We start from the raw sequence: 25,221 nt of genomic DNA, 5'->3' as shown, positions 1-25,221 counted from the left end.
CGGCCCTCACCCGACGAGTGACGAACGACAGACGAGTAGCCGGTGGCGAGCGGCGAGTAGGCGGAGAGCGATGCGGCGGACGGACACCGGAGCGGCGGGGACATCCCGCCTGCCGGCCCGGCTCCGCTTGCCGCTGACCGCCCTCGCTGTCGTCCTGGCCTTCCTGTTGGGCGCGGCGACCTCCCCGTGCACGGCCAGGCCCGCACTTCCCGCCGGCTCCGCGCTCAAGTCCGCGGGTAACGCACCATCCGCCACAGCCGGTTCCGAAGAGGAGAAGCACCCCCAGCGCGAGACCGGGCACGGCGGACCGCGGCGCCCCGCGTCGTCCTCGGCGGACGCGGCGCCGACCCGCCGTACGCGGCCCGGTCACGGCGCCGATGCGGCGAGCGCCCCCGCCGCCGCGGCCCCTCAGCCCTCCGGCCTCACCACCGCCGCGGCATCGAGACCGGACCGACTCCCGCTTCTGCACTGCGTCTTCCGCTGCTGAGGGCGGCCGTGGTGGCCGGTCTCGCCGCCGGGCTCCACCACCTCGCGCCGCACGTTCCCGCCATCCCCACGGTGGCATCACTCATCAGCAGGAGACCTCCTCGTGGAGACCTTCATCCAGCATGCCCGGGGCCTGACGGCCCGTATCGCCGACCGCAGGGAGGAAAGGGAGACCTTCGGCCGGCTCGCCAACGGCCAGTCCCCCCTCGCCCTGTTCATCACCTGCTCCGACTCCCGGGTCATACCGTCCCTGATCACCGGGGCCCGACCCGGCGAACTCTTCGAACTCCGCACGGCCGGCAACGCCGTGCCCGTCTACCAGGAAGGGATGGCGGCCAGTTCGGAGGCCGCCACCATCGAATACGCGATGCGGGTGCTGCGCGTGGCCGACATCGTCGTCTGCGGCCACTCGCACTGCGGCGCGGTCGGCGCCAAGGCCCGCCGCGAGGATCTGACCGGTGCGCCCGCCGTACGGGACTGGCTGGCGCTCCAGTTGTCCGACGACCTGCCGGCCGACGGCGAACCGGCCGCCGCCGCGGCCGTGCAGCGGCATGTGACCCAGCAGGTGGCGCGGCTGCGCGGCTACCCCTGCGTACGGGAGCGGCTGGACGCCGGCGAGGTGCGGCTGCACGGCTGGTTCTACGAGGTGCACACCGGTTCGGTGTCCGCCCATCAGCCGGCCACCGACGCGTTCCTCCCGCTGTGAAGGCGGGTGGGCGCGTCATGCAGCGATTCCCGTTCCTCCGGGCGGACTTCACCGCCTCCCTCGTTGTCTTTCTCGTCGCCGTCCCACTGTGCGTGGGGGTGGCCGTGGCGTCCGGCGTACCGGCGGAGCTGGGGCTGATCACCGGCGTCGTCGGCGGGCTGCTCACCGGTCTGCTCCCCGGCAGCAGCCTTCAGGTCAGCGGCCCGGCCGCCGGGCTGACGGTGCTGGTCTTCGAAGCGGTCAAGGAGTACGGCCTCGGCGCGCTGGGAGCCCTCGTACTGGCCGCCGGTGTGCTCCAACTGGCCATGGGTGCGCTCGGGTTGGGGCGCTGGTTCCGGGCGATCTCGGTCGCCGTCGTCCAGGGCATGCTGGCCGGCATCGGACTGGTCCTGATCGCCGGGCAGCTCTACGCGCTCGCGGACGCCAGGGCGCCGGGCGGCGGCCTCGCCAACATCGGGTCGCTGCCGCGGCTGATCGGCGACACCGTCGGGTCCGGCACCGCGCTGTCCGCGCTCGCGATCGGCGCCGGGACCATCGCCGTGCTGGTGCTGTGGCCGCGCTGGCGGCGCGGGGCACGGGTGCTGCCGGCGCCGCTGGCCGCGGTCGCGCTGGCCACGACGGCGGTCTGGGCGCTGGATCTGCCCGTCGCCCGGGTGCGGGTCAGCGGTCTGCTGGACGCGATCCAGCCGCCCGGCCTGGCGGACATCGGCCGGCTGGCCGATGTCGGCGTACTGGGCACGGTGCTCGCCTTCGCGCTGATCGCGTCGGCGGAGTCGCTGTTCAGCGCGGCGGCCGTGGACCGGCTGCACGACGGGCCCCGTACCGACTACGACAAGGAGCTGATGGCCCAGGGGGCCGGGAACACGGTGTGCGGGATCCTGGGCGCGCTGCCGATGACGGCGGTGATCGTCCGCAGTGCCGCCAACGTCCAGGCGGGGGCCAGGACCAGGGCGTCGCGGGTGCTGCACGGGGTGTGGCTGCTGCTGTTCGCGGCGGCGTTCCCGGCCGCGCTGGGTGTGGTGCCGGTCGCCGCGCTGGCCGGTGTCCTGGTGCACGCGGGCTGGAAGTTGCTCCCGCTGCGCGAGCTGCGTCCGCTGTGGCGGGAGCACCGCGGTGAGGTGGTGGTGCTGTGCGTGACCGCGGTCGCCATCGTGACGGTGAACATGTTCGAGGGCGTGCTGATCGGGCTGCTGCTGGCCGTCGCCAAGACCGCCTGGGAGACCTCGCAGGTCCAACTGGAGGTCCACACACCGGAGTCCGCCGGGCCCGTCCGGGTGCGGGCCGTCGGCAACGCCACCTTCCTGCGGCTGCCCAGGCTGCTGGACCAGTTGGAGGCGCTGCCCGCCGACCGGGACGTGGAACTGGACGTGAGCGGTCTGCGCCATCTCGACCACGCCTGCGAGGCCGCGCTGGCGAACTGGGCCGAGCAGCACCGCCGGAGCCGCCGCCGGGCGGTCGAGCCGGTCTCCTGACCCGGTGCGCCCCGGCGCGCGGCAGCGCGTCACGGAATGCGACGGCGGAGCCGGAATGATCCGGCCGGCTCCGCCGTCAGAGCGTCACCAGGGAGACCTCGGTGGCCTTGACGCTGGTCCAGACGGCGACGCCGTCGGCGAGGCCGAGTTCCAGGGCCGCCGCGGGGGTGATCTCGGCGACGAGGTCGGGCGCCTCGGGTGAGGTGACCAGGACGCGCAGCCGGCTGCCCGCCGCGGTGATCTCCCGGACGGTGCCCGGCCAGGCGTTGCGCGGGCTGCCCGACGGCCGGTCGAGGTGGACGGAGACGGCTTCCGGCGCGATGATCGCCAACGCCCGTGCGCCGTCGGGGAGTCGGTCGGCGACGACCAGCCGGCCGCCCCCGCCGAGCGCCAGCCCGTCGCCGTCGGCGGTACCCGGCCAGGCATTGCGGCCGAGCATCCGCGCCACCCAGGGGGAGCGCGGGTGGCGGGTGACGTCGGCGGGCGGGGCGTCCTGGAGGGCGCGCCCGTCCTCCAGGACCAGCACGCGGTCGGCGAGCGAGACGGCCTCGACGGGGTCGTGGGTGATGATCAGGCAGACCCCGCCGAAGCCGGCGAGGTGGCCGCGCAGGGTGTGGCGCACCTGGGCGCGGGTCGTCTGGTCGAGCGCGGCCAGCGGCTCGTCGAGCAGCAGCAGCCGCGGCCGGGCGGCCAGTGCCCGGGCCAGGGCGACCCGTTGGGCCTGGCCGCCGGAGAGCCGGTCGGGCCTGCGGTGTGCGAGGTGGCCGACACCGAGCCGGTCGAGCCACCGCTGGGCGGCGCGCCGGGCCTCGGCGCGCGGGACGCCGTGCGCGCGCAGCCCGTAGGCGGTGTTGGTCAGCGCCGACAGGTGCGGGAAGAGCGCGCCGTCCTGGGGGACCCAGGCGACACCGCGGCGGTGCGGGGGCAGGGCGGTGACGTCGGTGTCGCCGAGCCGCAGCGCGGCGTGGGCGCGCGGGGTGAGGCCGAGCAGGGCGCGCAGCAGCGTGGTCTTGCCGGCGCCGTTGGGGCCGACGACGGCGATGGTGGTGCCCGGTTCGGCGTTCAGGGTCAGCTCGTTGAAGCCGGTGACCTCGGCGTGCAGCGGCCAGTGCCCGCCGTCCGCCAGGGGCGGCGCGTCGGGCGCGGCGGGCTGCGCCGGTGGGGGACCCGCCTCGCCGCCGGTGGCGGTGTCCGCCGCGCCGTCGGTTTCGGCGGGGCGCGCGGCGCGGCCGACCCGGTCGGCGCCGCCCGTCCAGCGGCCCCGCAGGCAGACCAGCACGGCCATGGCGATGACGAGCAGCAGCAGCGACACGGAGGTGGCGGCCTCCGGGGCGTCCTGGAGCAGGAGGTAGACCTGGAGCGGCAGGGTCTGGGTGGTGCCGGGCAGATTGCCGGCGAAGGTGATCGTCGCGCCGAACTCGCCGAGCGCGCGGGCCCAGGTCAGCGCGGCACCGGCGGCCAGGCCGGGAGCGACCATGGGGAGGGTGACGGTGCAGAAGACCCGTACGGGCGAGGCGCCCAGGGAGGCGGCGGTCTCCTCGTAGCTGAGGCGGAGCCCGGCGAGGGTGCCCTCCAGGCTGATCACCAGGAACGGCATCGCGACGAAGGTGGCCGCGACCACCGCGCCGGAGGTGTGGAACGGCAGCACGATGCCGAAGGTGTTCTCCAGCCAGGGGCCGAGCACTCCGCGGCGGCCGAAGCCGAGGAGCAGCGCGACACCGCCGACGGTCGGCGGCAGCACCATCGGCAGCAGCACCAGCGACCGGACCAGCGCCTTGCCGGGGAACTCCACCCGGGCCAGCAGCCAGGCGAGCGGGACGCCGAGGAGCAGGGACAGCCCCAGCGCCCAGAAGGACACCAGCAGCGACAGCCGCAGCGCTTCCAGCACGCCCGGGGTGGTCAGATGGGTGCCGAGGTCGCCCCAGCTGGTACGGCTCAGGATGCCGACCAGCGGCAGCAGCAGGAACGCGACGGCGAGCAGCGCCGGTGCGGCCAGCGCGACGGGCGTGCGGGCGCCGGGGGCGCGCAGCCTGCCCGCCGGGCGCGGGGCGGGGGTGGGGAGGCGGGTCATCGGGGTTCCCGGGATCGGTGCGGCCGGCGGACGGCGGGAGCGTACGGGGCGGTCCGCTCCCCCGAGCCGGACCGTCCCGTACGCCCGCGGCGGCTACGGCTTCTGGAAGCCCGCCTGCTGGAGCAGCTGCTGCGCCTCCGGCGTGCTCAGCCACTTCACGAACGCGGCTGCCGCGTCCGCGTGCTTGGAGGTCTTCAGGGTCGCGGCCGGGTAGGAGGCGACGGCGTTCTGCGCGTCGGGGATGTCGATCGCGTCGACCTTCTTCGGGGCGGTGGCGGCGTCCGTCTTGTAGACGATGCCGGCGTCCGCCTCACCGAGTTCGACCTTGCTGAGGACGGCGCGGACGTTGGGCTCCTGCGAGACCGGCTTGACGGTCAGCTCCTGGGCGTCGAGCACCTTCTTGCTGTAGCGGCCGACCGGCACCTCGGGGGCGGCCAGCACGACCTTCAGCTTGCTGTCGGCGAGGTCCTTGAGGCTGCCGACCTTCTTCGGGTTGCCCGGACCGGTCGCGATGACCAGGCGGTTCTTGGCGATGACGGTGGGCGTGCCGGCGTCCGCCCGGAGCCCGTCCATGGTCTTGGTGTCGGCGGTGACCAGGGCGTCGGCGGGGGCGCCCTGCTTGACCTGGGCGGCCAGCTCCTGGGAGCCGGCGAAGGAGAAGTTGAGCTTGACGCCCGGGTGCTCCTTCTCGTAGACCGCGCCGGCCTTCTTGAAGACGTCGGTCAGCGAGGCGGCGGCGAGCACCGTGAGGTCCGTCTTGGCGGTGCTGCCCCCGGAGGCGCTGCCGCCGTCCTTCTTGCCGCTGCTGCCGCCGCAGGCGGCGAGCGGGACGACGAGGGCGGCGGTGACGATCGCGGCGGCGGCGCGGCGGGCGGTGAAGAGGTGGGACATGGTGCGGGACTCCTTTGGACGCGGGGCGACGAAGTCGCCCCAGCGGTTGGGGACATAGCCGCGCCGTGGACGGGCGACGCCGCTGGTGCGGGTGGCCGGTCCCGTCGTGGGGAACGACGGGGGATGGACCGGCCGGTGGTGCCGCGGGGGGGGTGGGTGGCGGCTCAGGTGCGGTCGATGTGCACGCTGGTGGATTTCACCCGGGCGGTGGCCTGCATCCCCACCTCCAGGCCGAGCTCCTCCACCGCCTCGCGGGTCAGCAGGGACACCAGGCGGTGCGGACCGGCCTGGATCTCGACCTGGGCGGCGACGTCGCCGAGCTTGACGGCGGTGACGATGCCGGGGAAGGCGTTGCGCGCGGAGGTGTAGGAGGCGTCCTCCTCACCGCTCGCGGTCTGGCCGACCTCGATGGAGAAGGCGGCGAGATCCCGGCCGTCGATGAGGCGGCGACCGCTCTCGTCGCGGTGGGTGGCCACCTTCCCGGCGTCCGCCCAGCGGCGGGCGGTGTCCGGGCTGACGCCCAGCAGACGCGCCGCCTGGCCGATTGTGTAGGACTGCATGTGCCACAAGATATGAGATATTGGCTCGCATTTACAATTCTTAAGGCGAAGCTATATAGCAGATGCCACCCTTATTGGAGGATGGGCCAATGGCCCGCCGGGGCGGCCGGAGGTCCCGAATACCGAGCGCCGCGGGCCCTATCGGCCCCTATGGCGAAGGCCGAATGCCAAAAGGAATCCGTGCGGCTGCCCGGCTAAAGTAGCGAAGAGACAGCATGACATTTCCTGACATTTCCCTTCGCGATGAGGCATTTCCCATGAGCCTGAGCATCCGTAACCAGATCCCCGGCACCGTCCTCTCCGTCACCCCCGGGGAAGTCATGGCGACCGTCAAAGTGCGTCTTGCGGGCGGCCAGGAAATCACCGCCGCCATCACACTGGAGGCGGTGAAGGACCTCGGCATCACGGCCGGTTCGGCGGTCCGCACCCTCATCAAATCCACCGAGGTCGCCCTGTCCACCGGCCCGGTCGTCGGGGTGAGCATCCGCAACCAGCTCCCGGGCACCGTCGTCGACGTGGCCACCGGCGGCGCCATGGCGGGGGTCAAGGTCGCGGTCGCGGGCGGCGAGCTGACGGCGGCGATCACCAGGGACGCTGTCGAGGACCTGAAGCTGGCAGCCGGCGCCGAGGTCACCGCGCTGATCAAGTCCACCGAGATCGCGCTCGCCGCCGACGGCCGGGGCTGAACCGCCGGGCGGTCCTCAGGACCTGTCCGACCGGGCCAGGCCCTAAGCCCATGGCAGCGGCTCCGGGGACGCGGGGCAGGGCCCGCACCAGATGCCGGTGATCGCGCTGATGTAGCGCGCCCCGCAGCGGTCGGACGGCACCACCAGCTGGCTGCCCGCCGCGTCCAGCGGCCGGCCGTCCAGGGCCGTGGCCAGCAGGATCGGCGCGTCGCCGAAGTCGGCGTCGATCTCGGCCCAGGACAGCACCGTGTGGTGCCCGTCCCCGCCGGTGACGGTCAGCAGGTAGCGGGAGCGGTCCTTGCGGCGCCGGGCGTCGAAGGCAGGCCCCGCGTCGTCCATGACGTCCCGCAGCAGCGGCCCGTCGAAGGTGTGGTGCTGCGGCCCGTTCGTGGCGCAGTCGAAGACCACCGCGGCGTGCCGCTGCGGCCAGCGCTCCCGCAGGTCGGCGACGGTCAGGGCCAGCGGCCGGCGGAGCTGACCGCTGATCAGGAAGCTCCGGGGAGCGTCGGGGACGTGCAGGGGTGCGGCGGCGGGGCGGGGCGGCGGGCTGAGTCGGCTCATTCTGGTCCCCTTGAGACGGTCCGCGGGGTGGCTGCCTGCTGTGATGCCCCATCGTCCCGTGAATCAATCACACATGCCATCCTCAGGTGTATGTTTCCCTTGCGTAAGTGAGAGGAAAGCGGACAAGAGGGCAGCATGTCGGAGGCTTCCCCGATGCGGCCTCCGAGCACACCGCCCCTGGTCATCCGCTGCTCACACCGACCCCTCGCGCGAGGGGTGCTGCCGCGCCGGCCGGCCCTCTTCTCCGCCGGCGGCGCGGTGCTCCTCCAGGGCCAGCCACACCTTGTCGCGGAGGAAGGGCACCTCGGTGAAGCGCACTCCGGTGGCGTCCCGCAGCGCGTTGCCGAAGGCCGGGGCCACCGGGTTGAACGGGCTCTCGCTCATCGACTTGGCGCCCAACGGGCCGATGGCGTCCGAGGTCTCCGTGAAGTGCACCTCGGTGCGCGGGACATCGGCGTAGGCGGGCAGCCGGTAGCGGCGGAAGGCGGGGGTGAGGACCTTGCCGCCGCCGTCGACCAGGACCTGTTCGAAGAGGGTCGCGCCGAGCGCCTGCGCCACACCGCCCTCGACCTGGCCGCGGCACTGCATCGGGTTCATGACCTTGCCGGCGTCGGCCGAGTGGACGCTGCGCAGGATCCTGATCTCACCGGTGCCGGGGTCCACGGCGATCCGGAACCACTGGGCGTTGAAGGCCACCGAGCGGGGTGAGCCGCCCCAGTGCCCGGCCGCCGCCAGCTCCACCTCCTTCTCCCGCGCGGCTTCGTGGAGTTCCTTGAGCGAGACCGTCCGCCCGTCGCACTCCACCGCGTCCGCGAGCAGCCGGCACAGGCTCCGCGGGGTCCTGGCGTGCTCCGCGGCGAACGACAGGATCCGCTCCGCCAGCCCGTTGGCCGCCTTCATCACGGCCTTGCCGGCCACCACCGTGCCGGCCGAGCCGAAGGCGCCGGTGTCGTGGCGCACCACGTCGGTGTCGGACTGCCGGATGGCGATCCGGTCGACGGTGGTGCCCAGCGCGCCGGCGGTGATCTGCTTGTGGACCGTGGTGGTGCCGTTGCCGAACTCCGCGGTGCCGACGGCGATGTCGTACGTGCCGTCCTCCAGGAGCGTCACGGTGGCGTCGGCGTAGTGGCCGCCGGGCGGGCCGGTGGCGATCATCGACATCGCGGTGCCCTGGCCGACCAGCCAGCCCTCGGGGGCGTCCTCGGCGCTGCGGTCGGCGGCGATGGCGTCGCGGACGACCGTGAGGCACTGGTCGAGGCCGTAGCTGGCGATGTGCAGGTCCTCCTCCTCGCCGCCGGGGCTGATCATGTGCTCCCCGGGGCCGATGATGTTGCGCTCCCGGAAGACCAGCGGATCGATGCCCAGGCGCTGGGCCAGCTCGTCCATCGCCGACTCCACCGCGAAGGTGACCTGGCCCAGGCCGTAGCCGCGGAACGCGCCGGCCGGGACGCAATTGGTGTAGACGGAGAAGGCGTTGACCTTCTTGTGGGGCGCGCGGTAGACGGCCATCGACTCGCCGACACTGTGGAACATCACCGCGGGACCGTGGTTGCCGTAGGCGCCGGTGTTGGAGACCACCCGCAGCTGAAGGGCCGTCAGGGTGCCGTCCCGCTTCGCGCCGGCCTTGATGCCGATGGTGAACGGGTGCCGGGTGGTGGCGCCGAAGAACTGCTCGGCGCGGGTGAACTCCAGCTTCACCGGCCGGTGCAGCCGCATCGCGGCCAGCACCACGATGTCCTCGGTCAGCATCTCCTGCTTGCCGCCGAAGCCGCCGCCGACCCGGCCCGCGACCACCCGGACCTCGTCCTGCGGCAGGTCGTAGAGCGCGCACAGGGCGCGCCGGGTCAGGAACGGGACCTGGGTGCTGGAGCGGACCACGATCCGCTCGCCGTCGCCGTCCTCCTTCTCCTCGAAGTACGCGAGGGCGCCGTGGGTCTCCAGGCTGGCGTGCTGCACCCGCTGGGTGCGGAAGGTGTCCTCGTAGACGAGGTCGGCGTCCGCGAAGCCCTCCTCGACGCTGCCGACCTCACCGTGCACCTCGCCGACGACGTTGTTCGCGGCGCGGGCGATCCGGGTCTCCGGGCCCTTGGCGTGGATCACCGGGGCGCCGGGGCGCATCGCCTCCTCCGGGTCGAGGACGTACGGCAGTTGCTCGTACTCGACGGCGATGCGGCGGCAGCCCTCCTCGGCGGCGCCCTCGCTGTCGGCGACCACGGCGGCCACCCGCTGCCCGACGAACCGGACCACGTCGTCCAGCACCCGGGTGTCGTCCGGGTCCTCGGTGGGGTGCTCGTGCCGGGCCGAGGAGAACAGTCGCTCGGGGGCGTCGTGGTGGGTCAGGACGAGGTGCACGCCGGGGACGCGCAGCGCGGCCGCGGTGTCGATGGAGACGATCCGCGCGTGCGGGTGCGGGGAGCGCAGCAGCTTCATGTGGAGCAGCCCCTCGACCTCGATGTCGAAGGTGTAGCGGGCGGTGCCGGTGACCACCTGCGGCCCGGCCGGGGCGCCCAGGTTGCGGCCGACCGACTGCCCGGGGCGGGGTTCCTCGACGTGCTTGGCGCCGCGGATGGCGTCCTCGATCGCGCGGTAGCCGGTGCAGCGGCAGAGGTTGCCCTTCAACGCCCGGGGAAGGTCACCGAGTTGGTCCTCGGTCAGCTTCGCCGTCGTCATCACGAAGCCGGCCGTGCAGAACCCGCACTGGAAGCCCTGGGCGTCGAGGAACTTTCGCTGTACAGGGTGGAGTTCGCCGTCCGGCTCGGCCAGGCCCTCGACGGTGGTAACCCGGCGGCCCTCGGCCCGTACCGCCGGGTAGAGGCAGCTGTGCACCGGCTCGCCGTCTACATGGACGGTGCAGGCCCCGCAGTCACCGGCGTCGCAGCCCTTCTTCACCCCGAACCAGCCGCGGTCGCGGAGGTAGGTGCGCAGGCACTGGCCGGGGCGGGGCTCGGCGTCGAAGGGCCGGTCGTTGACGTGGATGGCGAAGCTCATCGGACACCCTCCCTGGTGGGTTCCTGGCCGTGGGTGAGTTCGGAGCGGATCTCCTCGGCGAGCCGCAGCGCCATGTGCCGCCGCCAGGCGGGCAGTCCGTGGATGTCGTCGAACCACTCGTCGTCGGCGACCGCCCGCTCCAGGGCGCCGCGCAGCGCGGCGGCGCCCGGCGGCGCCGGGAACCAGAGGCGGAACGGCCGTACGGTGGCGGCCGTGACGGTGACGGCCAGCGAGCCGTCCAGCGGGTCGTGGGCGCCGATGACCAGCGCGCCGGAGCGGCCGAGGCCGTAGAGGGAGACCTGGCGGAACGCCGTCCGGCAGGTCAGCGCCCGCGCGGGCAGGGTGACCGAGCGGAGCAGCTCGCCGTCGCCGAGGTCCTTGCGGCCGGCGCCGGTGATGAAGTCGGCGACCTGGGTGCGGCGCAGCGAGCCGTCCTGGGCCTGGAGCAGGCAGCTGCCGTCGAGCGCGGCGGTCAGCGAGATCATCGGGCCGGCGGGCAGGCCGTTGCAGAGGTTGCCTCCGACGGTCGCCATGTTCCAGATCTTGAACGAGGCCAGGAAGGCGCGGCAGCACTGCTCGAAGAGGGGTGCCGCCGGGGCCCGGAAGGTGGCCGCGAAGCGGGAGAGCTGGGCGATGGTGCAGGTCGCGGCGATCTCCAGCGAGCCGTCCGGGAGCTGCCGGACCGGCTCCCAGCCCATCCGGCTCAGGTCCACCAGCCGCCGGATGTGGGGCTGCGGCTCGGAGAAGAGGTAGGTGCCGCCACCCAGCCAGGCGTCGCCGGTGCGCCATGGGGTGCGCTGCCGGGCGTCGCGCACCTCCAGCACCGTGTTCAGATCCATGCCGCCGAGTGAAGCAACGCGGCGGCGGTCCGCACGACTGGTCCGCAGCACGGAAAAAGCACCAACGGCGCGACCCGTACCTGGAGGATCAACCAAGAGGACTATGGGTCTCTGAGGCTTGCATTTACGATGCCATCACGCGCATTCACCTCGTGAATGTGAGATGCCGGGTTGCGTTCCCGGCAGCCGCACAAGGAGCCAGCACATGCACGTCCACGATCTCCTCCAGCTCGCGTCGCTCGATCTGTCCCTCCTGTGGGGCGAGGGCCCGCTGCTCACCCGCGAGGTCGGCGGGGTCACCGCCACCGACCTGGAGGACCCGGCACGCTTCCTCCAGCCGGGCGAGCTGGTGCTGAGCGGGCTGGTGTGGTGGGCACCCGGGGACGGCCGGGCCAAGGCGGACCGCTTCGTGTCGGCACTGGCCGCCGCCGGGGCGGCCGCGCTGCTGGCCGGCGTGGAGACCCACGGCACGGTGCCCGAGGTCCTCGTCGAGTCCTGCCGCGAACACGGCGTCGCGCTGCTCGCGGTCCCCGCGCACACCACCTTCCGGGCCGTCACCGAGGCGGTGTACCTGCGCCAGTGGGGAGACCTCAGCCGCCGCCCCACCGATCACTACGCCCTGCCGGAGAACGTCCGGACCGAACTGGCCGGGCTGCTCGCCGAGGACGCCGCCCCGGACGCCCTGCTGGACCGGGCGTTCGCGCATCTGGGCGGCCCGGCGTGCTACGTGCTGACCGCGACCGGCCGGGAGATCGCCCGCACCCCGGCGGCTTCGGCCCTGCCGGCCACCCGGGCGGCGCGGGACCTGACGGGGGCGGCCGGCACCAGCCTGCGGATCGACGGGGACGCCGGGCCGTACGACGGCTGGTTCCTGCATCTGCCCGGCGCGGCCGACGCGCCGCCGCGGGTGCTGCACGAGATAGCCGAGGTCATCGCCCAGCACCGGCACCACGGCGCCCCGCGGCAGCTGGCCCGGCGGCGGGCGGCCGAGGAGCTGCTGGCGCTCGCCGACGCGGGTGCCGCCGACGGCGCGGCCCTCGAAACCGCGCTGCACGCCTGCGGGTTGCCCGCGACCGGACCGTACCGGGTGGTGGTCGCCGCGCTGGACGGCGACGAGCCCGGCCAGGCACTGAGCGCGCTGGTCGAGGCGCTGCGGCACTCCCCCGGCGAGCCGTTCGCGGCCGGCCGGCTGCCGGGCGGCGAGGCGGCGGCCGTCGTCCGCGCCGGCTCCGACGCCGATCTCCGCACCCCTCTCGCCGAGGTGTGGCCGGCGCTGCACGGCTGCCGTCCGCAGACGCCGCTGCACGCCGGGATCAGCGGTCCGGTGGCCACCGCCGAGGGCCTCGACTCCGCGCTGGACCAGGCGCGTTACGCCCTCGCGGCGGCCCGGTCGGCGGCGCCGGAGGCCGCCGGGGTGACCTGTGTCGACGACCTCACCACCCTGGGCGCACTGCTCGCCGGGGTCCCCGCCGAGGTCCGCAGGGCCTTCAGCAGCCGGGTCCTGGGCCCGCTGGCGCACGGCCGCAGCGCCTCGCACCGGATGCTGCTGGAGACGCTGGAGGTGTTCCTCGCGCAGCACGGCTCATGGGCGCGAACCGCCGAGACGCTGCATCTGCACGTCAACACCGTCCACTACCGCATCCAGCGCATCGAGACGCTCACCGGCCGCGACCTGTCCCGGCTGGACCACAAGCTCGATCTGCATGCCGCCCTGCTGTGCCGCTAGGGACGACCCCGCTGTCGCTCGGGCTCAACTGCGCTCGTCCGCCCGGTCGATGTGGACGTTGGTCGACTTCACCCGGGCGGTGGCCTCCACCCCGACCTCGATGCCCAGCTCCTCGACGGCCTCCCGGCTGACCACCGCGACCACGCGGTGCGGCCCGGACTGGATCTCGACCTGGGCGATCACATCGTCGAGGGTGACCGCGGTGACGATCCCGGCGAACGCGTTCCGCACCGACGTACGGATCTCGCCGGGCACCGGATGCAGCCCCGCCGCCCGGTCCTTGGCGAACGCCGCCAGGCTCACCCCGTCGATCACGCGGTTGCCCGCGCCGTCCCGGTCCATCCGCAGCTGCCCGCCGTCGGCCCAGCGGCGGACGGACTCCGAACTCACACCCAGCAGCCGGGCTGCCTGACCAATGCTGTACGACGGCACCCCCGCACTCTAGACCCCCGGCCGCGACCGCCGGTGCGCGCTCTCCCGGCGGGCCGGCCCGGCACGTCATATGGCCATCCCCGCACGGCCGTTCGGCTGTGCGGGCGGGGCGGTCCGGCCGCGCATCCGCTCGGCCGACTCCTCCAGCGCCGGCAGCGCCGGCAGCGCCGCGTGGAGCAGGCGCCGGCGGTCGGCGGTGAGAGCGGCGATCTCCTCGGCGAGGATGCCGGTGGTCTCCCGGCGCACGGTGCCGAGCAGGGCGGCCCCGTCGTCGTTCCGGCTGATCAGGCCGGCGCGCCGGCCGGCGGGGTCGGGGCGGCGGGCGATCCGGCCGCAGCCGTCGAGCAGGTCCACCGTGCGGGAGGTGGTGGACGGCGCGATGTTCATCCGGGCGGCCGGCTCGCCGACCCGCAGCGGACCGTGCGCCGCGAGCACCGCGAGGGCGGCCGGCCGGCTCGGGTGAGGTCCCGGTGCGGGTGCCGGCCGCGGAGCAGCGGCAGCAGCTGCTGGCGCAACCCGCCGGTGGCGAAGGTGCGCGCCCGAACCGGTCGGAGGCCCATCCGGACACCGGGCCGGCCACCAGGAAGCCCAGGGTCAGCGGCAGCAGGTAGATCCCGGCCCACAGCGGTGTCCGGGTGAAGCCGTAGCACCAGTCGGGCCGGGCGGGGGTGCGGATGCCGGTGTCCCGCAGCTTCGGATACGCCCGGACCGTGCCGAACAGCCCGAAGGGCACCGACACCAGGAAGGCCAGCCGCCAGTCCGCCGGGCCGAGCAGCCCGCCCGGCACCAGCCCGATGAACGATCCGGCGATGCCCGCGACCTGGCCGGGGAGTTTTGGTCGCTTGACATCAATCAATTTAGGACGCCGCGACGGGGGCGGCCAGGGCTGTGCGCCGTCTGCTGGAATGGGCCGATGGATCACGATGCGGTGCTCGCCCTGTTCGACCGGCAGCTGCGCCGGGAGGCGCCCGCCGACTCCCCCGGCGCCCGGGTGGAGCGGGACGGCCCAGTGGTGCGGCAGGTCGGCGGGCCCGACGACTGGAACGGCGTCCTGTGGTCCGGTCTCGACGCGTCCACCGCCGGCCCGGCCATCGCGGCGCAGGTACGGTACTTCGCCGCCCTCGGACGCGACTGCGAGTGGAAGCTGTACTCCCATGACCGCCCCGCCGACCTCGGCGACCGGCTGCGGGCGGCCGGGTTCGTACCGGAGCCCCCGGAGGCGCTGATGGTGGCGCCGGTGCGCGACCTCGCCACGGATGCCGGTCCGCCACCCGGGGTACGGCTCGTGCCGGTGACCGGTCCGGCGGGGGTGGAGCTGGTGGTACGGGTCCACGAAGAGGTCTTCGGAAGGTCCGTCACACGAATGCGGCAGCGGCTGCTGGCCCGGCTCGCGCAGGATCCGGACTCCCTCGTCATGACGGCGGCGATGGCGGGCGGCACCCCGGTGTCCGCGGACCGCATGGAGCTGGTGCCGGGGACGGACTTCGCGGGCCTGTGGGGCGGCGGCACGCTCCCCGCCTGGCGTGGACGGGGCGTCTACCGGGCACTTGTGGCCCGGCGCGCCGAAATCGCCGCCGCACGGGGAGTTCGCTACCTGCAGGTGGATGCCACCGATCAGAGCAGTCCGATTCTGCGCCGGCTGGGGTTCGCCGTGCTCGGCACGACCACGCCGTACGTCCGCAGGGCGTAGCGCCACATCGGTCAACTCTCTTGATTCATAGGGGACTTGGGGTACGGGTCGGCGCCCGGTCCGTCAACACCGCGGCATCGGGGCTCGCCAGAACCATCCACTGATGGCATTAGTCCGGATTGCGGCGGTTTATAGCGGATGTAAGCCTGATACCCCATTCCTCGAAGGAGTTGATCGCATGGTTACGGATCGCACGGCGCCGATCGAAACCACCGCCCTGACCACCGAAGTCGAGGGGCTGCTGTCCCCCGAAGAGCCGGACGGTGTCTTCCGCGACACCCGCGAGTGCGGAGACGGTCTGCTGCTGGCCGCCCTGCTGCTGATCTCGCCCCCCACCCCTCGCCCGAAGACCGACCACTGAGGGGTAGTCCGTTGGCTGAACAGACGCAGGGAGCAGTCCCGCTCAGCGCTGTGATCGCCGATGCCGCAACCGGAGTCGCCCTCGCCCTCCAGGGCGGGGGCGACCCCTACGCACTGTCCCGGATCCTGCGGCAGGGCGATCCGCTCGCGCCGGCCGCGGTCCGGGTACTGGGCGCCGACGCGCTCGCTCCGTACGCGCTGGAGCACCGCGCGGTGGCCGGTGGCGCGGACGACGAGGCGGTGGTGCGGCAGACACTCGCGGCCTACCCTCCGGGGGCGGATGCCTCCGCGGTGTCGGCGTGGAGCTACCGGGGCCTGGTGGAGGCTTCGCACGCCTACCTCCCCGTCGGCAACCGCCCCTGGCCGCGGCCCCCCGAGGCCGGGGCCGACTGGATCTGCACCGACCCCTGGCCCAAGCTGGCGCACCGGGTGTCCCAGCTCGCCGCCCTGGCACTTCCCGGCCTCGCGGCGGACCTGGCGGACCAACTGGCGCCGCGCACCGATGACTTGGCCCGCGGCTTCGTCCGGGCGGTGCGCCGCAGGGACTGGCTCCAGGCGGCCGGGGTCGGCCGCTGGCTGGCCCGGCTCCCCGACGTACCGCCCACCCTGGGGCTGGACGCCGGGCTGGCGTTCGTCCGGCAGATGGGTGGCGACGACCCCAGGGTCGCGCTGCATGTCGCGGCGGCCCGGCGGTTCCACGGGAGGGGTTGGTGACCGGCGACCGGGCCGACCCCGGGCTGCTGGACCGGATGGTCGGGAACAGCCTGGGGTGGCTGGAGGAGATGCGGGAGTACTTCCGTCTGCCGCCGAACACGACGACGGACGCCGATCCCAACATCACCCTCAAACCGCTCGGCGAACTGGCCCAACTCACCCAGCTCATCGCGGGGTTGCATCCGCGGCCGGAGGTCCGCGCCGCGGCGGACCGGCTGTTCGCCTTCGCCTGGCGGGAGACCCGCGAGGGGGAGCTGTTCGCCGAGCTGATCCGCGGCGAGCCGTTCGCCACCTATCCCGTGGAGCTCTACGGGGTGTTCGCGCAGTCCGGGCTGCGGCATCCGGCCGTCGAGGAGCTGGTGCCGACCACGACCGGACTGCGCGGCTGGCGGGTGGCGCGCGAACACCACACCCGTACGCTCGGCGTGCTCAACGCGGAGCGGCGGATCGGGCTGGCCCAGCACGCCGACTTCGACACGGAGTTCGCGCTGACCGGGCTGGGACTGCTGCCCGAGCCCTGGGCGCTGGACCTCAAGGCGGCGTACGGCGTGACGCACGACGTGTTCCATCTCACCGACTGGGGGCGGGACCGCCGGCGGCTCTCCCCCGAGACGGCCGGCTATCTGCGGCTCTGGCTGCCCTCCTGGCTGGAGAACTGGCTGGAGGAGCAACTGTGGGACCTCGTGGGCGAGTTGCTGGCCGTGGCGGCCTGCCTGCCCGAGGCTCCGTACCATCCGGCGGCCTGGCAGCGGCTGGCCGGCGCGCAGGCCGCCGACGGCAGCGTGCCCGAGACGGGCGCCGCGCCGCGCCCCGCCGACCGGGCCGAGGCGTTTGTGGCCTGCTACCACTCCACTCTGGTGACCGCGTTCGCCGGCACCCTCGCCCGTACCGCCTCGGACGGGGCCGAAGCCGGCCCGGTGGCCGGGGTCGCGGCGGCGGTGGCCGGGCGGACGCCCTGCGAAAGCGAGGCAGCGCTGTGACCGTGCCGGCTGCGTCCCTGGTGTCCCCGGCCTCCGCCGCGCTGGTGCACGGCGTCGGCGACCGGGCCCTGGCCTGGATCGACGCGCACCGTGACCACTTCCGGCTGGCCCCCGAGGACCGCGCCACGGGCAGCGCGATGATCGAACGGCTCAAGCCCATCGGGGAGTTGGCCATCAACATGCAGGTGCTCTTCCGGGAGGGCGTGGCAGGATCCCGGCAGCGCACCCGGGCCGGGCAGCTGCTGGACTTCACCTGGCGGGAGCTGCTGGACGGCGGCAACGTGCTGGCCGCCCTCCAGCACGACGAACCGCACTCGCCGGTGCCACTGGAGGTCTACGCGCCCTTCCACGAACTGGGCCACCGCCACCCCGGCCTGGAAGCGGCCCTGGAGGTGTCCCGGCGGACCACCACCTGGACCGCGCTGGAGATGGCGCCCAACCGGCGGCTCGGAGTGCTCAACGCCGAGCGCAAACTCGGGCTCGCGCCCAGCGCCGACTTCGACCGGGCGCTGGAGCGCACCTGGCTGGGGCAGCTCCCCGAGCCCTGGACGGTGCGGCTGCACATCGCGTACGACATCACCCACACCGTCTTCCACCTCACCAACTGGGGCGAGGCGCCCGACCGGATCCCGCCGGCGATCGCCGACTACCTCACCCGGTACCTGCCCGCCTGGATGGCGGACTGGGCGGAGCTCGAACACTGGGACCTGCTCGGCGAGCTGCTGATCGTCGACGCCTGCCTGCCGCGCCCCACACTGGACGCACAGCTGTGGCAGCGTTACGCCGCCGCCCAGTCCGCCGACGGCGCGATGCCCATCCGGCGCGCGATGCCGCAGGGCGATCCGGCGGAGGTCTTCGACCAGGTCCACCACCCCACCCTGGTTGCCGCGTTCGCCTCGGCGATGGCGACGTCCCGGGTGCTGTCCGCCGACGCCGGCTGATGCGGCCCGAAGGCGGCGCGACGGCGCTCGCGGACCGGCTCGCGGACGCGGTCGCCGAGATCGACGCCCCGGACGTCGTGCTGGCCGTCACCCGGCACGGCCGGCGCACCGTGGTCAGCGGCGGCACCGCGCTGGCGCCGCCGACCCCGCGCCATGCGCTGCGCTACGAACTCGGGTCGCTCTCCAAGACGTTCACCGTACTGCTGCTCGCGGAACTGGCGGCGACCGGGGTACTGGGGCTGGACGACCCGCTCACCGCCCACCTGCCGCGGCTGCCGCTGCCGCACCCGCGGTCCCGCCGGATCACCCTGCGGCACCTGGCCACCCACACCTCGGGGCTGCCGCGGATCCCCGCCGACCTGCTGGCCGGCGCGCTGCTGCGCCCGTACGACGACGGCTACGCCCGCTACGACACCGAGCGGCTGCTGCGCACCTTCGCGCGCACCCGCCCGCGGCACCGGCCCGGGACCCGCTGGCACTACTCCAACTTCGGGCTGGCGCTGCTCGGCCCGGCGATGGGCGGTGCGGCGGGCGCCGACTACGCCACCCTGCTCGACACCCGGATCCTCGGCCCGCTCGGGCTGACGGGCACCTCCCTGGCGCCCGGTGCGACCGGCACCGACGCCATCGGCCACCGGACCAACGGGAGCACCCCGGTCCGCAGCGCCGAGATGGGCGCGTTCGCCGCCGCCGGGGCGGTCCGCGCCACCCCCGCCGACCTGCTGACCTACCTGGAGGTCCACCTCTCCCCCGACGGCTCCCCGCTGCCGCGGGCGCTGCGCGAGGTGCAGATCCCGCTGCTGCGGCGCGGCTGGCGGCACCGCAACACCCACACCCTGACGTGGTACCAGCACCCGGCGCGGCACGGGCCGCTGCTCTTCCACGTCGGGGCGACCTTCGGCCAGCAGGCGTTCCTCGGCTACCACCCGGCGACCGGGACCGGGCTGGTCGCGCTCGCCACCCGGCGCGGCCGTTCCTGCCTGCTGGTGACCACCGCCTACGAGCTGCTGTACGCGCTGGCCCGCGAACCGGCCGGCTGACGCCGGGGGTCGCCGCCGGTCAACGTGGCCGCTGTGGCGGCGGCGATCACAGCTCCCCGGCCACGATCCGGGCGACCAGCACCTCGGGGCACTGCTCGGCGGCCCGGCGGAAGGCCGCGACGTACTCCTCGTCGCCGATCGCGGCACGGGCCCGCTGCTCGCACTCCTCGCGGACCGCGCGCAACTCCGGGGTGCCGCGCTGCGGGTGGCCGACCGTGCGCCAGACGGCCTGGCCGGCGCCGTAGACGAGGGCGGCCGACGCGCCGTCGCCCTGCGCGGCGACCGCGGCCGCCAGCACGTCCAGGCCCAGCGCGATCCCGAAGTTGTCGCCGATGTGCTGCTTGGCGGCGAGCATGGCCCGGGCGTGCCGCGCGGACTCCTCGGGCCGGCCCTGGTAGAGGCAGATCAGGGCGAGCTGGTAGTCGGTGTACGAGCGGGACCAGTATTCGCCGCGTACCTCGCAGCCGTGCCGCAGCGCGGTGGCCTCGTCACGGGCCTCGGCCAGCCGGCCCAGGGCGGTGAGCGCGAAGAGCCGTACGAGATGGCAGCGCAGCCGGGCGGCGGAGGCGAACGGGTCGTCCGGCGGCGGGCCGAGGACCTGTTCCGCGACGGTGTAGGCGGTCAGCGGGCGGCCGGCCATGAGGTGGGTGAGGCCGATGAGGTAGCCGGCGGCGAGCGTCGCGTCGGCGCCCTCGGGGGCACCGTCCTCTCGTGCGGCGCGGGCGCACCGGCGGCCGAGCGTCTCGGCGGTGTCCAGGTCGCCCTGGAGGAGGACCGCGACGCCGAGCGCCCACAGCGCCCGGGTGCGGGCCGGACTCGGGACGTCATGGGCGGCGAGGGCGCGCTCCAAGTAGTCGCGGGCCTCGTGCAGATGGCCGCAGCAGCTCCAGAAGAAGCCGATGGCGGCGCCGAGTTCCTGGGCGCGTTCCGGCGCGGCGTGCAGCAGGTGGTCCAGCGCGGTGCACAAATCGACGTGCGCGTCGGCGATCCGGCCGTACCAGCCGACCTGCTGGGGGCCCAGCCAGCCGAGTTCGGCGCGGCGGCCGAAGCCGACGAAGTGCGCGGCGTGCCGGTCGGCGACGCCGGCCTCCTCGCCCAGTTCCGCCAGCCACATCCGGCCGTACTCGCGGAGCGTGTCGAGCATCCGGAAGCGCGTGCCCTCGCGGTGGATCACCGACTTGGCGGCGAGGCCGGCCAGTGCGGCGCGCACGCCGTCGCCGGTGAGCGGGCCGCCCGCGCAGACGGCGCCCGCGGACTCGGCGTCGAAGGTGCCGCGGAAGACGGAGAGCCGGGCCCACAGCAGCCGCTCCAGCGGCTCGCACAGCTCGTGGCTCCAGCCGATGGCGGTGCGCAGCGTGCGATGCCGCGGGGTCCAGGCGGTCTCGGTGCCGTCCAGGGCGTCGAAGCCGGATCCGATGCGCTCGGCGACTCGGTCGAGCGGGCTGTGTGCCAGCTGGGCGCCGGCCAGCTCCAGGGCGAGCGGGACCCCTTCGAGGCGCCGGCAGATCTCCGCCGCGGCCCGGACGTTGGCCGGATCACCGAGCCGGAGGTCCGGGGCCGCGGTGCCGGCCCGTTCGGTGAACAGCGCCAGCGCGTCGTTGTCGCCGGTGCAGGGCAGCGGGTCGATCTCGGTGATCCACTCGCCGACGACGTCCAGCGGCTGCCGGCTGGTGACCAGTACGGTCACCGCGGGGGCGGCGGTCAGCAGATCGCCGACCAGGTCGCGGCAGGCGGCGACGAGGTGTTCGCAGGAGTCCAGGACCAGCAGCAGCCGCTTGTCGGCGAGCCATTCGCAGAGCGCGGCCACCGGGGTCCGTGCCGAGTGGTCGGACAGGCCGACGGCGTCGCAGACGGCGGCGACGAGCAGCTGCTCGCCCCGTAACGGCCAGAGCGGGGTCCACCGGACGCCGTCCGGGAAGCGGGGCGCCGCGGCGCGGGCGGCCCGCATCGCGATCCGGGTCTTGCCCACACCGCCGGGGCCGGTCAGGGTGATCAGCCGGTGCTGGGTCAACTCGTTGTGCAGCTGCCGCAGTTCGGCTCGCCGGCCGACAAAGCTTGTCGACTCATCGGGAATGTCGCTGGTCACCGGCCCAGTTTGCCGCACACCGGAGGGAGCCCACAGCGCGCCGGCCCCGGAGGGATCAGGGGGTGACGATGGGGAAGTCGGGGTCGGGGGTGCTGAGCAGGCCGAGGAGTTCGTGGAGGGCCGCCCCCGGCTCACCCTCGTGGGTGACGGCGGACGGGCCGCCGCCGGTGAGCAGGTCACGGAGCTGGGTGGTGGTGAGGCTGAGGGTCAGATCCGGCAGCCGGTCGCCGGAGGCGGTGGGGCGGCCGGGGGTGCTGAGGTGGGTGAGGGCGCCGTGGGAGAGGGTGAGGTGCCAGGTGCGGTCCTCGTCGGCGAGGTAGAGGTCGATGCAGAGGTGGGCCGACCAGGCCCGGGGGCCGTCGATGCGGATGGCGAGCGAGTCGAGGAGCTGGTCGACGGTACGGGCCCCGACGAGATCGGGTCCGGCGGCCTCCGGGCCGGTGGCGGGCGGGGGTGCGGCGGGACCGCCGCGCAGTTCCATGGCGCCGGTGAGGTAGTAGTTGCGCCAGGTGCCGTTCTCGCAGCCGTATCCCAGCCGCTCGTAGACGGCGGCGAGTTCGCGGCGGGCGCGCAGGTTCTGCGGGGCGGCGAAGACGGCGTGGTCGAGGAGGGTGGCGGCGAACCGGAGGTCGCCGTCGGCGGCGTACCGCTTGCCCGCGTCCACGGTGGCCTCCACACCGCCCAGGATGTCCACGTAGCGCCGGGCCTGCTCGGCCGGCGGGTGCTCCCACAGGTGCGCGGGGTTGCCGTCGAACCAGCCGAGGTAGCGCTGGTAGATCGCCTTGACGTTGTGGCTGAGCGAGCCGTAGTAGCCGTGGTGCGCCCACAGCCGCTCCAGGCCCGGGGGCAGCCGCAGCTCCTCGGCGATCTCGGGGCCGGTGTGCCCTTCGTTGAGCAGCCGCAGCGTCTGGTCGTGCAGGTAGGCGTACAGGTCGCGCTGGTTGGCCAGCAGGCCGCGGATGCGGTCGTTGCCCCAGGTCGGCCAGTGGTGGGAGGCGAAGGCGACCTCGGTGTCGGCGCCGAAGAGGGCCAGGGCCTCGTTGAGGTAGTGGGACCAGCGCCGGGTGTCGCGGGCGACCGCACCGCGCAGGGTGAGGACGCTGTGCAGCGTGTGCAGGGCGTTCTCCGCGGTGCAGAGCGCCTGGTGGGACGGGGAGGCGAAGTTCATCGACGCGGGGGCGTCGGTGCCCGGGGTGAGCTGGAAGACCAGGCGCACGCCGTCGACGATCTCCTCCTGTCCGGTGCGGGTGACGTCCACGGTCGGCGGGATGAAGGTGCGGGTGCCGGTGGAGGCGGTGGTGCCCAGACCGCAGCCGATCTGGCCGCCCGGCCCTTTCGGGAGCCGGGTGCCGTACATGTACTCGGCGCGCCGGGCCATCGCCGGTCCCGTGTAGAGCTGCTCGCCGACCACGTGCGCCCGGAACCCGGCGGGCGCGAGGACCGGTACGGGGTGGTGGCCGGGCGGCAGGACGCCGCGTCCGCCGCCGAAGTGGTCGGCGTGCGCGTGGGTGTAGATCAGGGCGGTGACCGGCCGGTCGCCGCGGTGCTTGCGGTAGAGCTCCAGGGCCGCGGCGGCGGTCTCGGCGGAGAGCAGCGGGTCGACGACGAGGACCCCGTGATCGCCTTCGATGAGCGTCATGTTGGACAGGTCCAGACCGCGCGCCTGATAGATGCCGTCGGTCACCTCGTACAGGCCCTGCCGGCTCACCAGTCTCCCCTGGCGCCACAGGCTCTCGTTCGCGGTCTCGGGGCAGTTCCCGGCCAGGAACGCGTAGTCCTCCGCGTCCCAGACCACCCGCCCGTCCGCCGCGGTGATCCGGGGCGGGTCGAGCGAGGCGATGAAGCCGCGGTCGGCGTCGGCGAAGTCTTCGTGGTCATCGACGGGCACAGCGTGCTCGTCCACAGGCACAGCGGTCACGGCGCGCCACCTCTCCCGGACAGCGGGCCATCACGGGCGCATGGCCCACACGTTTGATTTAACCGAAGATGCCCGGTCGGCGCACGTGTGGGCCACGCGGTCACGGCATCACACCGGCTCGGCCTCGGTGACGGAGAGGCGGTCGGGCCGGGGCAGCGCGGTGACCGTCCGCACGGCGAAGCCCGCGCCGCGGCACAGCCGCTCGAAGTCGTCCCGGGTGCGCTCCCGGCCCCCGACGTCGACCAGCATGTCGAGGTCGCTGCGGTAGCTGATGCCGCGGCCGGACGGGTCGGCCGCCGCGGGCAGCGCGGGCTCGACGATCAGCAGCCGGCCGCCGTCGGGGATCACCGCCCGGATGTGGCCGAGGATCTCCGCGCAGCGCTCGTCGCTCCAGTCGTGGATCACGCTCTTGAGTAGATACAGGTCGGCGCCCTCGGGGGCGGTGGCGAAGAAGCCCCCGGTCACCGGGGAGCAGCGGCCGTCCAGCCCCTCGCGGGCGAGCCGCGGACCGGCTTCGGCCAGACCCGGCGCGCTGTCGAAGACGATGCCGCGCAGCGCCGGGTACGCCCGGACGAGCGCGACGGTCAGGGTGCCGTCGCCACCGCCGGTGTCGGCCACGGTCGTGAAGCGGTCGAAGGCGTAGGCCGCGGGCAGCAGGGTGGCGGTGTGCGCGGTGCCCTGGCTCGTCACGGCGTCGAACTGGGCGGACAGCGCGGGCCGTTCGGCGAGGTGGCCGGAGAAGTCGGTGCCGTGGACGGTGGCGAAGGAGGGCGCGCCGGTGCGCACGCCGTCGTCCAGCCGCTCCCAGGCCCGCAGCATGGCGGGGCCTCGCGGGCCTCGTCGGCGGGCTGGTGCTGCTGTGGCTCGTCGTGCGGCTGGTGCTGCTGCGGCGTCTCGTACGGCATGGCGCCTCACCTCTCCGGTGATGTCCGGACGACGGCGTTACGGGCGGGGCCGGGCAGGGCACAACAACGCCTGTGTGACGGTGCGCACCACGCAGGGGTCACCCGTGGTCAGGTAACCCTGATGTCGCTGGATCTTCGAGGCCATGCCCCCACCCGACCGCCGGCACCCTGCCCGTACGGGCGGCCGGCGGCCCCATCCGGGAGAGGAGGGACGCTCCCTGTCCCCCGACGACGACCGCCAACTCCGCGACCTCGCGGAGACGTTCCGGACCGACGCCGCCCCCTGCCCGCACCCGGGCATACCGGCGGCCGGCGCGGCACCGCCCGTCCGGCGCGGCGCCGTCTGGCTGATGCTGGGCACCGCGATCGCCGTCCTGGTCGCCGGGGTCGCGCTGTCGCACGGTCTGATCCTGGCCGGCGGGCTGGTGCTGGCCGGGGTCGCCGGGCAGCTCGCCGCGCCCGCCCCGCCCGCCGCCCCGGACCGCGATCACCGGCCGTAGCCGGCCGCGGACCGAGGGGTGCCGCCCCACACGTGCCCGGCCCGCTTGCCGTCGCTCTCCTGTCGTACGGCAGCGGGCCGGTGGTTTCCACACGCCCCCGTGGGGAGCGCGCATCAGGTGACAGCGCGGCTCCTCGATGCCACCGCGACGCACATCGCCCCCAGGAGGAAGGTCAGGGCTCCGATGACGATGTTGTTCCAGATGACTCCCTTGTCCGGGCCCGTGCCGACGATCCAGGGCGACACGATCAGCCAGACGCCGATCGCGCACATCGCGCCGCTCAGGCCGTACATACGCTCCGGAGTGACGGTGAACCCGACCGCCAGCAGGGCGATCGCGACACCGATGATGAGGTTGTGGGTCATCAGCGCGGGTTGCGAGGCCGCGTAGTGCACGATCCACGGCGAAGCGGCGCAGTAGAGACCGACCAGGAACACCGGTCCGTCGACCAGCACCACGTCACGCCCTTCGAGCACTCTCTCAGCTCGGGCCCTCATCTCAGAAGCGTCGGGGTGACCAGCGAGATCTCCCCTGGTGTGTGAGACGTCGGCCATACGACTCGCCTCCTTCGTCCACAAGTCAGGCCGCTCCGCGTGGCATCAGCCGCGCACCTTTATTCTGCACTTATGTCGCCTTTATGTGTAGATGTCGAAGGAGAAGAATTTCGCG

24 protein-coding genes are annotated in these 25,221 nt (G+C 73.9%); 12 read left to right on the top strand and 12 right to left on the bottom strand.

The features are described from left to right. Window positions 1-70 precede the first annotated feature (70 nt). The 3 genes from GR130_RS14760 to GR130_RS14750 all read left to right on the top strand — a co-directional run bounded on the left by GR130_RS14760 (window position 71) and on the right by GR130_RS14750 (window position 2,664). Window positions 71-487 carry a hypothetical protein gene (locus tag GR130_RS14760; RefSeq protein ID WP_159505160.1) on the top strand — a complete coding sequence of 139 codons (417 nt, stop codon included), beginning with the start codon at window positions 71-73 and terminating at the stop codon, window positions 485-487. 102 nt (window positions 488-589) lie between these two features. After that, window positions 590-1,192 carry a carbonic anhydrase gene (locus GR130_RS14755; protein WP_159505159.1) on the top strand — a complete coding sequence of 201 codons (603 nt, stop codon included), beginning with the start codon at window positions 590-592 and terminating at the stop codon, window positions 1,190-1,192. 17 nt (window positions 1,193-1,209) lie between these two features. After that, window positions 1,210-2,664: a SulP family inorganic anion transporter gene (locus tag GR130_RS14750; RefSeq protein ID WP_159505158.1), complete on the top strand. Its 1,455-nt coding sequence runs from the start codon at window positions 1,210-1,212 to the stop codon at window positions 2,662-2,664. Window positions 2,665-2,740: 76 nt separating this feature from the next. Here GR130_RS14750 and GR130_RS14745 read toward each other — a convergent pair whose 3' ends face one another. The 3 genes from GR130_RS14745 to GR130_RS14735 all read right to left on the bottom strand — a co-directional run bounded on the left by GR130_RS14745 (window position 2,741) and on the right by GR130_RS14735 (window position 6,186). Further along, on the bottom strand, window positions 2,741-4,735 hold the full coding sequence (locus tag GR130_RS14745; RefSeq protein ID WP_159505157.1) for an ABC transporter permease: 1,995 nt from the start codon (window positions 4,733-4,735) through the stop codon (window positions 2,741-2,743). Between the two features lie 93 nt (window positions 4,736-4,828). Next, the gene (gene modA / locus GR130_RS14740) at window positions 4,829-5,626 is read right to left on the bottom strand and encodes a molybdate ABC transporter substrate-binding protein (RefSeq protein WP_159505156.1); all 798 of its coding nucleotides are present in this window, start codon (window positions 5,624-5,626) and stop codon (window positions 4,829-4,831) included. A 164-nt stretch (window positions 5,627-5,790) separates the two neighbouring features. Then, window positions 5,791-6,186 (bottom strand): TOBE domain-containing protein, encoded by a 396-nt coding sequence (locus tag GR130_RS14735; RefSeq protein ID WP_159505155.1) that lies wholly within the window; start codon window positions 6,184-6,186, stop codon window positions 5,791-5,793. Window positions 6,187-6,443: 257 nt separating this feature from the next. Here GR130_RS14735 and GR130_RS14730 point away from each other — a divergent pair, with 257 nt between their 5' ends. After that, the gene (locus GR130_RS14730) at window positions 6,444-6,872 is read left to right on the top strand and encodes a TOBE domain-containing protein (protein WP_159505154.1); all 429 of its coding nucleotides are present in this window, start codon (window positions 6,444-6,446) and stop codon (window positions 6,870-6,872) included. 42 nt (window positions 6,873-6,914) lie between these two features. On the opposite strand, the gene GR130_RS14725 is transcribed toward GR130_RS14730, so the two are convergent. From GR130_RS14725 to GR130_RS14715, 3 genes are all read right to left on the bottom strand, one after another. Then, entirely contained in the window at window positions 6,915-7,433 is a 519-nt protein-coding gene (locus tag GR130_RS14725) for a molybdopterin-dependent oxidoreductase (RefSeq protein WP_159505153.1), read from the bottom strand. A 192-nt stretch (window positions 7,434-7,625) separates the two neighbouring features. Continuing rightward, complete coding sequence (locus GR130_RS14720; RefSeq protein ID WP_159505152.1) at window positions 7,626-10,421, bottom strand: molybdopterin-dependent oxidoreductase; 2,796 nt, start codon at window positions 10,419-10,421, stop codon at window positions 7,626-7,628. Next, window positions 10,418-11,260, bottom strand: a complete 843-nt coding sequence (locus GR130_RS14715; protein WP_159505151.1) for an FAD binding domain-containing protein — start codon at window positions 11,258-11,260, stop codon at window positions 10,418-10,420. The genes GR130_RS14720 and GR130_RS14715 overlap by 4 nt, the downstream gene beginning before the upstream one ends. A gap of 205 nt (window positions 11,261-11,465) precedes the next feature. Between GR130_RS14715 and GR130_RS14710 the strand changes: the two genes are divergently transcribed. Beyond that, window positions 11,466-12,986 carry a helix-turn-helix domain-containing protein gene (locus tag GR130_RS14710; protein WP_159505150.1) on the top strand — a complete coding sequence of 507 codons (1,521 nt, stop codon included), beginning with the start codon at window positions 11,466-11,468 and terminating at the stop codon, window positions 12,984-12,986. 24 nt (window positions 12,987-13,010) lie between these two features. On the opposite strand, the gene GR130_RS14705 is transcribed toward GR130_RS14710, so the two are convergent. Further along, on the bottom strand, window positions 13,011-13,418 hold the full coding sequence (locus GR130_RS14705) for a TOBE domain-containing protein (RefSeq protein WP_159505149.1): 408 nt from the start codon (window positions 13,416-13,418) through the stop codon (window positions 13,011-13,013). Window positions 13,419-13,484: 66 nt separating this feature from the next. Next, complete coding sequence (locus GR130_RS14700) at window positions 13,485-13,853, bottom strand: MarR family winged helix-turn-helix transcriptional regulator (protein WP_236573017.1); 369 nt, start codon at window positions 13,851-13,853, stop codon at window positions 13,485-13,487. A 478-nt stretch (window positions 13,854-14,331) separates the two neighbouring features. Here GR130_RS14700 and GR130_RS14695 point away from each other — a divergent pair, with 478 nt between their 5' ends. The 6 genes from GR130_RS14695 (at window position 14,332) to GR130_RS14670 (ending at window position 19,143) form a co-directional block, all read left to right on the top strand. Beyond that, the gene (locus GR130_RS14695) at window positions 14,332-15,108 is read left to right on the top strand and encodes a GNAT family N-acetyltransferase (RefSeq protein WP_159505148.1); all 777 of its coding nucleotides are present in this window, start codon (window positions 14,332-14,334) and stop codon (window positions 15,106-15,108) included. A gap of 178 nt (window positions 15,109-15,286) precedes the next feature. Then, the gene (locus GR130_RS14690) at window positions 15,287-15,469 is read left to right on the top strand and encodes a hypothetical protein (protein WP_159505147.1); all 183 of its coding nucleotides are present in this window, start codon (window positions 15,287-15,289) and stop codon (window positions 15,467-15,469) included. A gap of 50 nt (window positions 15,470-15,519) precedes the next feature. Further along, a complete protein-coding gene (locus GR130_RS14685) occupies window positions 15,520-16,182 on the top strand; it encodes a hypothetical protein (RefSeq protein ID WP_159509975.1) in 663 nt (220 codons plus the stop codon). Next, window positions 16,179-17,162, top strand: coding sequence for a DUF6895 family protein (locus GR130_RS14680; protein WP_159505146.1), 984 nt, complete (start codon window positions 16,179-16,181; stop codon window positions 17,160-17,162). The genes GR130_RS14685 and GR130_RS14680 overlap by 4 nt, the downstream gene beginning before the upstream one ends. Further along, entirely contained in the window at window positions 17,159-18,103 is a 945-nt protein-coding gene (locus tag GR130_RS14675) for a DUF6895 family protein (protein ID WP_159505145.1), read from the top strand. The genes GR130_RS14680 and GR130_RS14675 overlap by 4 nt, the downstream gene beginning before the upstream one ends. Further along, the gene (locus GR130_RS14670; protein WP_159505144.1) at window positions 18,103-19,143 is read left to right on the top strand and encodes a serine hydrolase domain-containing protein; all 1,041 of its coding nucleotides are present in this window, start codon (window positions 18,103-18,105) and stop codon (window positions 19,141-19,143) included. The genes GR130_RS14675 and GR130_RS14670 overlap by 1 nt, the downstream gene beginning before the upstream one ends. Before the next feature lie 46 nt (window positions 19,144-19,189). On the opposite strand, the gene GR130_RS14665 is transcribed toward GR130_RS14670, so the two are convergent. The 3 genes from GR130_RS14665 to GR130_RS14655 form a co-directional block, all read right to left on the bottom strand. Continuing rightward, window positions 19,190-21,229 carry an ATP-binding protein gene (locus GR130_RS14665; protein ID WP_159505143.1) on the bottom strand — a complete coding sequence of 680 codons (2,040 nt, stop codon included), beginning with the start codon at window positions 21,227-21,229 and terminating at the stop codon, window positions 19,190-19,192. 55 nt (window positions 21,230-21,284) lie between these two features. Beyond that, window positions 21,285-23,147 carry an alkyl/aryl-sulfatase gene (locus GR130_RS14660; protein WP_236573015.1) on the bottom strand — a complete coding sequence of 621 codons (1,863 nt, stop codon included), beginning with the start codon at window positions 23,145-23,147 and terminating at the stop codon, window positions 21,285-21,287. A gap of 108 nt (window positions 23,148-23,255) precedes the next feature. Further along, a complete protein-coding gene (locus GR130_RS14655; RefSeq protein WP_159505142.1) occupies window positions 23,256-23,966 on the bottom strand; it encodes a methyltransferase in 711 nt (236 codons plus the stop codon). 229 nt (window positions 23,967-24,195) lie between these two features. Between GR130_RS14655 and GR130_RS14650 the strand changes: the two genes are divergently transcribed. Continuing rightward, entirely contained in the window at window positions 24,196-24,552 is a 357-nt protein-coding gene (locus tag GR130_RS14650) for a hypothetical protein (RefSeq protein ID WP_159505141.1), read from the top strand. Window positions 24,553-24,665: 113 nt separating this feature from the next. Here the strand turns inward: GR130_RS14650 and GR130_RS14645 are convergent, their stop codons facing one another. Then, entirely contained in the window at window positions 24,666-25,106 is a 441-nt protein-coding gene (locus GR130_RS14645; RefSeq protein WP_159505140.1) for an SPW repeat protein, read from the bottom strand. Between the last annotated feature and the right edge of the window lie 115 nt (window positions 25,107-25,221).

This window comes from Streptomyces sp. GS7, from assembly GCF_009834125.1.
Classification (GTDB): Bacteria; Actinomycetota; Actinomycetes; order Streptomycetales; family Streptomycetaceae; genus Streptomyces.
Note: the sequence above shows the minus strand (reverse complement) of the source record. Positions and strands in the feature narration are given on the sequence as shown.